The following is a 12,604-nucleotide window of genomic DNA, read 5'->3' on the forward strand; positions in this document are numbered from 1 at the left end:
CCGGGCTAGCGCACTATCAGTAACCGCGCTCGAAACTCACTTCCCCGCGCAACGTTTCCTGCGCCTGATACGCCCGCAAATTCTCGACAAACAACTGCACCATCATCCCCGGCGAAGTCGGCGCCGAGCTGTGGCCGGTGAGCAGCAAGCCCCAGGCGGTCCAGAACGGATGGCGTTGGGGCAATGGCTCCTGACGGCAAACGTCAATCACCGCGCCGGCCAGATGGCCTTCCTTCAACGCTTCCACCAGGTCCGCATCGACCACCGCTACACCGCGCCCGACGTTGATAAACAACCCGGTCGGCTTGAATTGCTTGAACAACGCCGCGTCGTACAAATCATGGGTGTTCGGCGTGTTGGGCAGCAGGTTGACCACATAGTCCACCTCGCCCACCAGGCGCGGTAACTCTTCGAGCCCGGCGACTTCGATAAACGGCGCCTGCTCGCGGGCTTCGCTGGCGATGCCATACAACTCAACACCAAACGGCAGCAGGAATTGCGCAACGCTACGGCCGATATCGCCGGTACCGACGATCAGCACCTTGCGCCCCGCCAGGCTCTGGCCCATGCGGTTATCCCACTTGCGCTCAACCTGGCTGACCAGCCGCGCCAGCACTTCACGCTCATGGCCGAGCATGTAAGTCAGCACGTATTCGGCCATCACCTGGCCAAAAATGCCTACGGCGCGGGTCAGGCGATAATCCCGGGGCAGGCCTTCGGCCAGCAGCGGCGTGATGCCGGCCCAGGTGGACTGCAGCCATTGTGGCTGGTGGCCCTGGCGCAGCAAGGTGGCCAGCAGGTCCGGCTGGCCCAGCCACACCGGGCAATCGGCCGCCAGGCGCGACAATTCGGCGGAGTCGCCGCTGGTCATGACCTCAAGGTCCGGCGCCGCTTCGCGCAGCAGCCGGGCGTACAGCGGGTGATCGTGTTCAGCAATCAGAACGCGCATGGTTCAAACCTTTCAAAAACACTGCAGGCGGCCGCCGGCGCAGTTCGCTGTCCGTTGCGGCCACCGCCAAAAATTGAATTCCATTGATGATGTGCCCCGGACGGGGCACTGACCGATCACATCGGGTCATTACGTCGCAGCAGCTCTTCGGGCAAGTGTTCGATGTACTCGTCCTCGGCCGGCGGCATTTGCAGGTGGTAACCCTGCTTTTCGAGGTTCTCCAGAACCACGGTGATGTCCTCGCGGGACAGCTTGCGCTCCGGGCTCAGCACCAGGTCAAAGGCATGGTGCGGCTTGCCGAAGGCAGCCAGCAGACTTTCCGGCACGCGCTCCAGTGCATCGCTTTTCAGCACGTAGAGGTACATCTCGTTTCGTTTGAGGCTGCGATAGATGGAGCAAATACGTTTCAAGGCTGTTCTCCGGCAGTGGCCAGGCTGTCGAGCAGCGCCTGGCCCATCAATTCGCGGCGCCAGCCACGCAGCGAATCTGGCAATTGGTATGGCCCCTCGGGGTAGCCGCTCTTGACCAGGGCTTCTAGGGTTTTCTTGCGCAGCATCAGTTCCGGCGCCATGTCCAGGCGTTCAGCCTCGGCCTGGCCCAGGGCGCGCAGTTGCTTGATCAGCGTGGCGGCGTCCACCGGCAATGGCTCGGCAACCGCCGGTGGCCATTGGTCCATGGGGACGCTACCGGCACGCTTGATCAGGCCCAGCAGGAACTCGCCGTCCTGGCGCACGGTGCGCGGGTGCATGTCTTCGATCTTGCCCAACGCGGCGAGGTTATCCGGCTGGGATTTGGCCAGGGGCCATAACGAGTGTTCACGAATGATCCGGTTGCGCGGCAGGTCCCGGGCGCGGGCTTGCTGTTCACGCCAGGCGCACAGTTCGCGCAATACCGCGAGTTGGGCACGAGACAGTTTCCAGGCCAGCTTGGCGTCGCGGTAGACCTCATACGGGTCGACTTCACGGCGCAGGTTGGCCACCAGCTCGGCACCGTCTTCCAGGACCCAGGCGTATTTGTCGTCGGACAGTTTCGGGCGCAGGCGTGTGTAGACCTCCGCCAGGTGCACCGCGTCTTCGGCGGCGTAGCTGATTTGCGTCTCGGACAACGGCCGCTGTAGCCAGTCCGAGCGGGTTTCACCCTTGGGCAGGTCGATATCGAGGACGGCTTGCACCAACCGCGAATAGCCCATGGAAAAACCGAGGTTCAGGTAGGCCGCCGCCAGTTGCGTGTCGAACAACGGCACCGGCAGGCTGCCAGTCAGGCGCAGCAACACTTCCAGGTCTTCGCTGCAGGCGTGCACCACCTTGATCACCGCCGGGTTTTCCAGCAAGGCGGCCAAGGGTTGCCAGTTGTCGATGGTCAGGGGGTCGATCAGGTAAGCGCGAACGCCATCACCAATCTGGATCAGCCCGGCAATGGGATAAAAGGTGTCGACCCGCATGAATTCGGTGTCGAGGGCGACGAATGGCAACTGCTGCCATTCGGCGCAGTGCTGGCCGAGGCTATCGTTGTCGCAGATCCAGTGAATATCGATGGCCACACGGCTCTCCCTTGAAGAATGGCGCGCAGTATATATCGCGAAAGGGAGTTGCGAGCATTCGCAGTACAGCATCCGCCATGAAAACTCTTACAGGAGCTGAAGAATAGTCCGACAGCCGGCGCTTATCCTCTCTTGCGCAGGACGTACACGCGCCACATGGCCGAGCCGGGCAGGAATTCCTGTTGATTGAGGACCTTGAAACCGGCCTGGCGAAACTCCGCTTCCACCTGCGCCCGATGGCTGGTAACTGCCGCCAGTGCGGGCTGCACAGCCCGGTAGCCGCTGTCACTGTTGACCGAGACGATCACCGTGTCACGGCTCACCCGGTGAAACTCCCCGAGCAGGGCCAGGCGCCCTTCTGGCGTGGGCACATGGCGAAACAACTCCAGGCAAAAAATGCAATCCACCGCGTTGGCCGACAGGCCGATGGAAAACGCCGAGCCCTGGAAGGTCTTGATCCGCTTGAGCAAGCCCGGCGCGTGGTGAGTGCGGGCGTGGTCGAGCATGTCCTGGGAGTTGTCCGACGCGAGGATCACCCGGTTGCTGTGCTCGGCCAGCACTGGCCAAAACCGCCCGGTACCGCATGCCAGGTCGAGGATCAGCCCCGGCTCGCCGGCGATTTTCAGCGCGCGGCGCACCAACCGCTCATCGCGCCATAACCCCAGGCGCCGCAGCAGACCCGGCGGACGTGTGTCCGCGCAGACCCGGGCATGCTCCTGGCCTGTGCGTTCGGCAAATTCAATCTCGATGGAAGACGGCGGTTGCGACGGCATCACACGACTCTGTTAATGGATCAGACATTCGCAGCTTAACCACTGGCTCGTGAAAAAAAGGTCGAAGGATTGTTCACCGTTCATACCGATCCAGTATCCAGCGCGCAGCCTGTCTGTTAACTGTCTGTGATCAACGCCTTCATCTTCAGGCCTGGTGCAAATACCAGCGCCAGTCCTGCTCGCCCACCTCGCCCATGAACTGGCGGTACTCGGCCCGCTTGACCGCCAGGTACACGCCAAGGAATTCGCGGCCAAACGCCTCCCGCGCCCAAGCCGAGCCTTCAAGCGCACGCAAGGTGGTCAGCCAATCGGTCGGCAGCAATTCTTTGGCCTGGGCGTAACCGTTGCCCTCCACCGGCGCGCCGGGGTCGCGCTGTTCGCGGATGCCCCGGTGAATACCGGCCAGAATCGCGGCTGCCGCGAGGTACGGGTTGGCGTCGGCACCGCAGATACGGTGCTCGATATGCCGGGAAAACGCCGGCCCGCCGGGTACTCGCAGCGTGACGGTACGGTTGTCCACGCCCCAAGTGGCGGCCAGCGGCGCGTAGCTGTTGGTCTGGAAGCGCCGATAAGAGTTGGCGTTCGGGCAGAACATCAGCAACGAGTCGAGCAACGTACTGAGCATGCCGCCCACCGCATGGCGCAACAGCGGCGTGCCGTCGGGCGCTTCGCTGGCAAACAGGTTATTGCCGTCGCGGTCCGCCAGGCTGACGTGCATGTGCATGCCGGTGCCGGCCAGGTCATCGAAAGGCTTGGCCATGAAACACGCGGTCATCCCGTGCTTGTGGGCCACGCCCTTGACCAGGCGCTTGTAACGGACCGCCTCGTCCATGGCTTGCAGGGCATCGCTGCGATGCTCCAGGGTGATTTCCACCTGGCCCGGGGCGTATTCGGAAATCGCCGTGCGCGCCGGGATGCCCTGGAGTTTGCAGGCGCTGTAGAGGTCGGCGAGGAACGGTTCGATCTGCTCCAGTTCTCGCAGGCCGTAGACCTGGGTCGAGCGTGGGCGACCGCCATCGACATCCCGCGCCGGTTGAGGGCGGCCGTTGCTGTCGGGCTTCTGGTCGAGCAAGTAGAACTCCAACTCCGCCGCCATCACCGGGTAATAGCCGTCGGCCTTGAGGTCGTCGATCACCTTGGCCAGCAAGTGCCGGGGATCGGCCACGGTGGCGGGCATGCCTTCGGTGGGGTGCATGCTGACTTGCACCGCCGCCGTCGGAATCAGCCGCCACGGCATGCGCTGCAAACTGCCGCTGACCGGGTAGGCACGGCAGTCGATATCGCCGACTTCCCAGACCAGCCCGGAGTTCTCCACGTCGTCGCCATTGATGGTCAGGCCGAGGATGGTACTCGGCAGCGGCCGGCCACTTTCATACACCGCCAACAGTTCATCGCGGTGCAACAGCTTGCCCCGGGGTACCCCGTTGTTATCGAGGATGAACAGCTCGAACATCTCGATATCCGGGTTCTGTTCAAGAAAGGAGTGGGCTTCGTGCAAGGTGGCAAAGGGCGTGCTCATGGGCATTCTCATACGTTCGCGTCAGGCAGGCGCACAGGCGCTGCCGGGCAGATGCGCGGGGCATCCATGGGGCAAATCAACGTAGGAGAAAGGTGTCCGGTGGGCGTGCGTGGCGGCAGTGCCACAGCGCCCAGAAGGCGAGCTCGGAGGGAAGCGCATCAGCGGTGATCCGACGACGATCCGGACGGCTGGACGCGGTGGCGCCTGGCGATGTCTCAGGGTGTGTGTCGGGGGAACCGTCCATGCGCAAATCACAGTGAAGAGATGCCGGGCAGCCTCACACGCGAGGTTAAGCCGTTAAATCCAGTCTTGACGGAGTTTGGTTGTGCCATGGCTAAACATTTGCAAATAATGGCGGCCCTGCCCATGCCCAAGGACCCGACCGCATGAAAGCTTTGCTGACCCTTTCCCTGCTGGCTGGCCTGTCCGCCCAGGCCCAGGCCGACGGCCCCGTGTCGCACCTGGATGAAGTGCTCCAGCGCGGTGAAATGACCGTCTGCACCACCGGCGACTACAAACCCTACACCTATCTGCGCCCGGACGGCAGCTACGAAGGCATCGACATCGCCATGGCACAATCCCTGGCCAAGAGCCTTGGGGTGCAGGTGAAGTGGGTGCCGACCACCTGGAAAACCCTGATGCCGGACTTCCTGGCCCAGCGCTGTGATATTGCGGTGGGCGGTATTTCGGTGTCCCTCGAGCGGCAGAAAAAGGCATTTTTCAGCCAGCCATTGGGCGTCGACGGCAAGATCCCGCTGGTGCGTTGCGCCGATGTGCAGCGCTATCAGACGGTGGAGCAGATCAACCAGCCGCAGGTTCGGGTGATCGAGCCTGCGGGCGGCACCAATGAGGTGTTCGCACGGGCGCACTTGGGTAAGGCACAGCTGACGTTGTTCCCGGACAACGTGACGATTTTCGAAGAGCTGCTGGCCAACAAGGCCGATGTGATGATCACCGACGCCAGCGAAGCCCGGTATCAGCAAAAACTCAAGCCGGGGCTGTGCGCGGTGAACCCCGAGCGGTACATGCAGTACAGCGAGAAAGCGTTTTTACTGCCTCGCGATGATGTGGCCTGGAAGAGTTATGTGGACCAGTGGCTGCACTTGAGCACGGTGACGGGCGTGTATGACGGCATCATCAATCAGTGGTTGGCTGCGCCCTGACCAATTCAACAAATGCCCTGCACGCGGCACTACGGTATGCCCCCTTGCGACTGAGCAACGCCGCCGTGCGTTGCGGCAACGCCGGGCTTAGCGGCACCGCCTGCAACCCCGCTTGTACCTGGGCAATTGCGCTGGGCAGGATGGTCGCCAGCCGGGTGTTCCGTACGATTTCGATAATCGCGCTGATGGAATTGGCCTCCATGGCAATCAGCGGTTTCACCGCCTGACTGCGAAAATACTCGTCGATATAGCGGCGCGTGGCGAAGCCTGAGTTCAGCAACACCAGCGGTTGCTGAAGCCACGACTGTTGGCCGATATCAGCATGGCCAGCACTCACCACCACACTCAACGCCTCGACAAACACCCCTTCACACTCGATATCCGGCAAATGCTCGCCGGTAAAACCGATGCCGATATCCAGTAAATCCTCCGTCAGCGCTGCCTCCATGCGGTCCTGGGTCAGCTCCTCGACGCTCACCGTTATGCCCGGGTACAAACCGTTAAAACGCGCCAGCAACGGCCCGATCAGGTAAGCGGTAAACGTCGGCGTCATGGCCAGGCGCAGACTGCCACGGCTCAAGTCCTGCACGTCATGCATGGCGCGGGTGCCGGCCTGCAAATCCTGCAACGCCAGGCGCGCAAACCGCACATAGGCCTCACCCGCGTCGGTGAGGCTGACGCTTCTACCGGAGCGATCCAGCAACGGTGCGCCCAAGGTTTCTTCCAGTTGCTTGATCTGCTGCGACAAGGTCGGCTGCGACACATGCAGCGCCTCGGCCGCCCGGGTGAAATTGCGGTGCTCGGCGACGGCCAACAGGTAGCGGATATGACGCAGCAACATGGGTGGCGCTCCAACTATAGGTATGGCTTATAGAAACCATAATAAGCCGGTCTTGGACGCTATAGCTGAAAACTTCCATCCTTGCCCCATCAGCGACGCAAGGAGAACCACCATGCAAGACCTCATCGACGGCTTCCGCAAGTTCCAGGGTGAAGCCTTCACCCAACGCAGCGATCTGTTCAAACACCTGGCGACCACACAGAACCCCGGCACGCTGTTCGTGTCCTGTTCCGACAGCCGCGTAGTCCCGGAGCTGTTGACCCAGCAGGAACCCGGGGATCTGTTTGTGATCCGCAATGCCGGCAACATCGTGCCGTCCTACGGACCAGAGCCCGGAGGCGTGTCGGCCACCGTCGAATACGCGGTAGCCGTTCTCGGCGTCAGCGACATTGTGATCTGCGGCCACTCCGACTGCGGCGCCATGACCGCCATTTCCACCTGCAAATGCCTTGATCACTTGCCCGCCGTGGCCAACTGGCTGCGCCATGCCGAGTCGGCCAAGGTGATCAACGCCGCCCGTACTCACGCCTCCGATGCCGACCGGCTGAACTCACTGGTGCGGGAAAACGTGGTCGCCCAACTGGCCAACCTCAAGACCCACCCTTCCGTGGCCCTGGCCCTGGAACAAGGCCGGCTGAGCCTGCACGGCTGGGTCTACGACATCGAAAGCGGCGGCATCGACGCCTTGGATGGCCGCAGCGGGCGCTTCGTGTCCCTACTCGACCACCCCACCACCCGCGCCCACGCCGCCTGAACCTTATTCAACCCCAAGAGGAAATCATCATGTTGCAATCCCAATTCGCCCAATCCCCACGCCTGGCCCTGGCCGACACCGTCATCGACATCAAGGCGCGCAAGAATCTGTCGTGGCAGGACCTCACCGACGGCACCGGCCTGAGCCTGGCGTTCGTCACCGCCGCCCTGCTCGGCCAGCATCCACTGCCGAAAGACGCTGCCGATGTGGTCTGCGACAAGCTCGGTCTCGACCAGGACGCCAGCCGCCTGCTGCAAACCGTGCCCCTGCGTGGCAGCTTCCCCGGCGGTGTGCCGACGGACCCGACCATGTACCGCTTCTATGAAATGCTGCAGGTCTACGGCTCGACCCTCAAGGCCCTGGTGCACGAGCAGTTTGGCGACGGCATCATCAGCGCGATCAACTTCAAGCTGGACATCAAGAAGGTCGAAGACCCGGACGGCGGCTCGCGCGCGGTGATCACCCTGGATGGCAAATACCTGCCGACCAAACCGTTCTGATTTTCCGGTAAACCGTCTACGCTCTTGGCACACCAACAAGAACGAGGAACGGGTAATGAAGGCAATGCTCCGAGCCACCTGGCTGCTGCTGTTGTGTTTTGGCCAGGTGCACGCCGCCACCGCTGAGGAGGCGGATGCCCAAGCCGCCAAGGCCTTGTTGGAAAAGGCCTTGGCGTATTACCAGAGCAATGGCGACAAAGCCTTTGCGGCGTTCAGCCGACAGGGTGAATTCGTCGATCAGGACCGTTATGTGTTCGTGGTCAACACCAAGGGCGTGCTGCTGGCAAGTGGCGGGCCCTCTTCTGCGTTGATCGGGCGCAATGTTTCCGAGGTGCTGGGGCCGGATTTGAACAAGTCGTTCAAGGATGCGTTGGCGGTGCCTGAAGGCAGTGGCATTCAGCAGGCCGATTACCGTTGGCAGAATTGGAATGACGGTAAGGTGGAGCGCAAGCATGTGTATTACCAGCGTGTTGGGCAGCGGATTTTGGCCGTTGGCTACTACTTGCCAAGAGCCACGCCGGAACATGCGAAGTCTTTGCGGGACAAGGCGGTCAAGGCGTTGGAGAAGGACCCGGCCGGGACGCTCAAGGCGATCAACACCATGCAGGGTGGTTTTCTGCAAGACGATTTGTATGTGTTTGTGGTTGATCTCGACACCCACCGTTATGTGGCCCATGGTACGACTCCGCGGCTGGTGAATACGGATTTCAGCAAGATCAAGGACCCCGACGGGAAGCCAGTGGGCGAGCCGATCCTGGCGGTCATGGCCGAGCAGGATCAGGGGGAATATCGATACCGCTGGAAAAATCCGGTGACGGGGAAGGTCGAGAACAAGCATGCGTACTTGCGCAAAACCGGGCATCTCATGGTGGCTGTGGGGTATTACAGTCCTTGAGGCGTGTATATCCGTTATTTAGGTAACGGCCGCCTAGGGTTCCGCTCTTACAGCGGCTCACTTTTGAAGAGCGCAAAAGTAAGCAAAACGCTCTTGCCCCACCACTCGGCACCTCGCCCAGGCTCGGTGTGCCCTCACTCCGGCTTTGGACCGTGGGCCGCCGCGATGGGCCATCCTTGGCCCAGCGCGGCTAACCCGGCGTCCTGCCGGGTTACCCACGCTCCAAAGCCTGCGTTCGGCCAGCGTGGTTTAACGGGGCGCCTAAGATCAAGATCAAAAGCAGATCTAGAGCACAGCGGCCTACCGGCCGGCTTGAGTGTTGAAGAGCAAAATCAAAAGCTAAAGCGGGCACGGTCAAATGTGGGAGCTGGCTTGCCTGCGATAGCATCAACTGGGTGTACCTGATGTACCGAGTTGTCTGCATCGCAGGCAAGCCAGCTCCCACAGAAAAGCAGCGCCACCCCGCCCGTAGCAGCTGTCGAGCACCAGCGAGGCTGCGTGCCTTTGATCTTGATGTTGCTTTTGATTTTGATCTGCGGGCCCCGTCAACCACGATGGCCGCAAGTAGGCACGGTGGAGCGGGTAAACCGGCAGGACGCCGGTTTAGCCGCGCTGGGCCAGGGATGGCCCATCGCGGCGGCCCGCGGAGCCGGGCCGGAGTGCGGGCATGCCGAGCCTAGGCGAGGCACCGAGTGGTGGGGCAGAGACCTTTTGGTTACTTTTGGGGCGTTTGCCAAAAGTGACCCGCTGTAAGAGCGGAACCATAAGCCGCCGTTACCGCAGCAACGGATATGTACACAAAACAAAACAAACCCAGAACTACCGGGCCTTGTCTTCCCGCCCCCGCAACACCCGATTAGGCATGGCAATCGCCGCCGCCAACCCCAACAACGAAACCCCGGCACTGACCATCAGCAAATGCCGAAAGGTAATCAGCAACTCCCCCCGCAAGGCATCCTGCGCCGGCCCAGGCGCCGCATTCAACCCATCCAGCAACACATTCCCGGAACTCCCCTCAGCCACCAACGCCCCACTGGCCAGGTGCGCAAAACTGGAGTCCTGCAACAACGCCAGCAACAGCGCCGACATGCATGCCACCCCGACCGCCCCACCCAAGGAACGAAACAGATTCGTCGTACTGGTCGCCACCCCAATATCCCGCTGTTCCACCGAATTTTGCGTGCCCACCAGCGACGTCGGAAACTGCATCCCGGCGGCAATCCCACACAGCAACATAAACAAACTGGTCACTGCCACAGCCTGCGGCGCACTGAGGGCCATGCCGAGAATCGCGATCGGACTCAGGAAAGCGCCAATCAGAATCATCGGCTTATAGCGTCCAGTGACCGAAGTCATACGCCCGGCAAAATACGCCCCCATCGGCAAACCCATCGCCAGCGGCAGCAAGTGCAAAGCGGCGCTGTCGGCACCGGAACCGGTCACGGTCTGGTAGCGCAGCGGCATCAACACCGTCAGGGAAATCGCCTGGAAACTGGTAAAGAAAATCGTGCACCAGCACAACACCGCACTGCGGTTGGCAAACAAGTGCATCGGCAACAACGGCTCCCGCGCCCGGCGTTCGTGCCACACAAACACCGTCAACGCCACCAGAGCGCAGGCCAACAACCCTAGCACTTCATCGTCGCGCCAATGATGACCCTGGCCGATTTCGGTGATGCCCAGCAACAGCGCCGTCAAACCGACAATCATCAGCACAGTGCCGAGATAGTCGATCACCGGCTTGCGCTGCGGCACCGGCAGCCCTACCAATGTGCGATGGGCCACCCACCAGGCGCCCGCGCCCAATGGAAGGTTGATCAGGAACACCCAGCGCCACGACAGGTACTCGGTCATGTAACCGCCCAACACCGGGCCGGCCACGCTCGCTACCGCGTACATGCTGCTGAAGTAACCCTGGTAACGCCCACGCTCACGGGGCGGAATGATGTCGCCGATAATCGCCTGGCTGACCGAAATCATCCCGCCGGCACCAATGCCCTGGAGGATCCGCGCCAGTACCAGCTGCTCCATGCTCTGGGCCATGCCGCAAAACAGCGAGGCGATGGTGAACAGGCCCATGCCGATCAACATCATCGGCCGGCGCCCGTACAGGTCGCCGAGCTTGCCGTAGATCGGCACTGCCACGGTCATCGCCACCATATAGCCGGAGATCACCCAGGCCAGCAGGTTGACGTCATGGAACTGGGCGGAAATCGCCGGCATGGAGACGGCGACGATGGTCTGGTCCAGGGCCCCGAGAAAGATCGCCATCATCAAGGCGACAAGGACACTGCGAACAGCTGGTGTGGCGGGCTGATTGAGGTTGGTCACGGCAGAACCTGCGAGCAAGGCCCGCGGGAAAAGGAAGCCCGCGGGAATGCTCGTCAGTGTACTAGATAGCTGGCTATTCGATAGTCTCGTAAGGAAGTCCGACGTAATTTTCTGCAATGGTTTTACGCCCGGCTTCGGAGTCGACGAAGTACTCCAATTCGCTCTGGGCGATGCGCTGGCTGAAGCCGTCCGCCTCCGGGAATTGGTGCAACATCGAGGTCATCCACCAGGAAAACCGTTCGGCCTTCCAGATCCGCCGCAGGCAAATCTGTGAGTATTTCTCCAGTAACTCCACCCTGCCCTCGCGGTACACCTTGAGCAGGATATTGAACAAGGTGCTGACATCACTGGCCGCCAGGTTCAAGCCCTTGGCGCCGGTGGGCGGCACGATGTGGGCGGCGTCCCCCAGCAGGAACAGGCGTCCGTATTGCATCGGTTCCACCACAAAGCTGCGCAGTGGCGCGATGCTCTTTTCGATGGACGGGCCTGTCACCAGTTGCTCGGTGAGTGCCTGAGGCAAACGGGTTTTCAGTTCATCCCAGAAGCGCTCGTCGGACCAGTCGTCGACCGACTCATCGGCCGGCACTTGCAGGTAATAGCGGCTGCGGGTCGGTGAACGCATGCTGCACAGGGCAAAGCCGCGCTCGTGCTTGGCGTACACCAGTTCCTCGTGGATCGGCGGCGTGTCGGCGAGAATGCCAAGCCAACCGAACGGATACACCCGTTCAAAGATTTTCAGCGCCTCAGAGGGAATCGACTGACGCGCCACACCGTGGAAACCGTCACAGCCGGCGATGTAATCGCAGTTCAGCCGGTACTGCTCGCCTGCATGCTCGAAGCTCAGCCACGGCTCTGCGCTTTTCAAGTCATGGGGCTGTACATTGCTGGCTGCGTACAGAGTAGTGGCACCGCTGGCCTGGCGCGCGGCCATCAGGTCGCGTGTGACTTCGGTCTGACCGTAGATCATCACCGTCTTGCCGCCGGTCAGCGCCTTGAGGTCGATGTGGGTCAGCTGTCCGTTCAGTGCCAGCTCAAAGCCCTCATGCACCAGGCCTTCGACGTCCATTCGCGCACTGACGCCGGCCTGGCGCAACAGGTCGATCATGCCCTGTTCCAGCACCCCGGCACGGATGCGACCTTGCACGTAATCCGGCGTCTGGCGCTCAAGAATAAGGGTTTCAATCCCGGCGTTGTGCAGCAGTTGACCGAGCAGCAGCCCCGACGGGCCGGCGCCGATGATCGCGACTTGGGTTTTCAGCGTTTTCATTATTTTTATGGCCCGCAAGCTTCACCCGAACGTATTCGGTGAAAGAGTTGTCATTGATGTTGTTGCTGGCAT

12 protein-coding genes are annotated in these 12,604 nt (G+C 61.6%); 4 read left to right on the plus strand and 8 right to left on the minus strand.

Translation table 11 applies throughout. The annotated features are described in order from the left end of the window. Positions 1–16 precede the first annotated feature (16 nt). The 5 genes from BLU46_RS08660 to BLU46_RS08680 all read right to left on the minus strand — a co-directional run bounded on the left by BLU46_RS08660 (position 17) and on the right by BLU46_RS08680 (position 4,781). Positions 17–949: a D-2-hydroxyacid dehydrogenase gene (locus tag BLU46_RS08660; RefSeq protein ID WP_063032542.1), complete on the minus strand. Its 933-nt coding sequence runs from the start codon at positions 947–949 to the stop codon at positions 17–19. Between the two features lie 116 nt (positions 950–1,065). Then, the gene (locus BLU46_RS08665; protein WP_003210667.1) at positions 1,066–1,359 is read right to left on the minus strand and encodes a YcgL domain-containing protein; all 294 of its coding nucleotides are present in this window, start codon (positions 1,357–1,359) and stop codon (positions 1,066–1,068) included. Then, complete coding sequence (gene rnd, locus BLU46_RS08670; protein ID WP_063032544.1) at positions 1,356–2,489, minus strand: ribonuclease D; 1,134 nt, start codon at positions 2,487–2,489, stop codon at positions 1,356–1,358. The genes BLU46_RS08665 and rnd overlap by 4 nt, the downstream gene beginning before the upstream one ends. A gap of 122 nt (positions 2,490–2,611) precedes the next feature. Beyond that, on the minus strand, positions 2,612–3,262 hold the full coding sequence (locus BLU46_RS08675; protein WP_093200667.1) for a class I SAM-dependent methyltransferase: 651 nt from the start codon (positions 3,260–3,262) through the stop codon (positions 2,612–2,614). Positions 3,263–3,407: 145 nt separating this feature from the next. Beyond that, positions 3,408–4,781, minus strand: coding sequence for a glutamine synthetase family protein (locus tag BLU46_RS08680; RefSeq protein WP_017479194.1), 1,374 nt, complete (start codon positions 4,779–4,781; stop codon positions 3,408–3,410). Between the two features lie 386 nt (positions 4,782–5,167). Here BLU46_RS08680 and BLU46_RS08685 point away from each other — a divergent pair, with 386 nt between their 5' ends. Continuing rightward, positions 5,168–5,944 (plus strand): transporter substrate-binding domain-containing protein, encoded by a 777-nt coding sequence (locus tag BLU46_RS08685; RefSeq protein ID WP_093200672.1) that lies wholly within the window; start codon positions 5,168–5,170, stop codon positions 5,942–5,944. Here BLU46_RS08685 and cynR read toward each other — a convergent pair. After that, positions 5,919–6,785 (minus strand): transcriptional regulator CynR, encoded by an 867-nt coding sequence (gene cynR / locus BLU46_RS08690; protein WP_093200675.1) that lies wholly within the window; start codon positions 6,783–6,785, stop codon positions 5,919–5,921. The genes BLU46_RS08685 and cynR overlap by 26 nt on opposite strands. Positions 6,786–6,897: 112 nt before the next feature. On the opposite strand from cynR, the gene BLU46_RS08695 reads away from it, so the two are divergent. The 3 genes from BLU46_RS08695 to BLU46_RS08705 are packed head-to-tail and all read left to right on the plus strand — an operon-like array spanning position 6,898 to position 8,934. After that, a complete protein-coding gene (locus tag BLU46_RS08695) occupies positions 6,898–7,539 on the plus strand; it encodes a carbonic anhydrase (protein ID WP_063032552.1) in 642 nt (213 codons plus the stop codon). A 29-nt stretch (positions 7,540–7,568) separates the two neighbouring features. Then, complete coding sequence (gene cynS, locus BLU46_RS08700; protein WP_003210659.1) at positions 7,569–8,039, plus strand: cyanase; 471 nt, start codon at positions 7,569–7,571, stop codon at positions 8,037–8,039. Positions 8,040–8,094: 55 nt separating this feature from the next. Then, positions 8,095–8,934 carry a cache domain-containing protein gene (locus BLU46_RS08705; protein WP_093200680.1) on the plus strand — a complete coding sequence of 280 codons (840 nt, stop codon included), beginning with the start codon at positions 8,095–8,097 and terminating at the stop codon, positions 8,932–8,934. Between the two features lie 819 nt (positions 8,935–9,753). On the opposite strand, the gene BLU46_RS08725 is transcribed toward BLU46_RS08705, so the two are convergent. Then, a complete protein-coding gene (locus tag BLU46_RS08725) occupies positions 9,754–11,265 on the minus strand; it encodes an MDR family MFS transporter (RefSeq protein WP_093200692.1) in 1,512 nt (503 codons plus the stop codon). A gap of 73 nt (positions 11,266–11,338) precedes the next feature. Then, entirely contained in the window at positions 11,339–12,523 is a 1,185-nt protein-coding gene (gene pobA, locus BLU46_RS08730) for a 4-hydroxybenzoate 3-monooxygenase (protein WP_172834580.1), read from the minus strand. Between the last annotated feature and the right edge of the window lie 81 nt (positions 12,524–12,604).

Origin of the sequence: Pseudomonas yamanorum (assembly GCF_900105735.1) — a bacterium.
Lineage (GTDB): Bacteria > Pseudomonadota > Gammaproteobacteria > Pseudomonadales > Pseudomonadaceae > Aquipseudomonas > Aquipseudomonas yamanorum.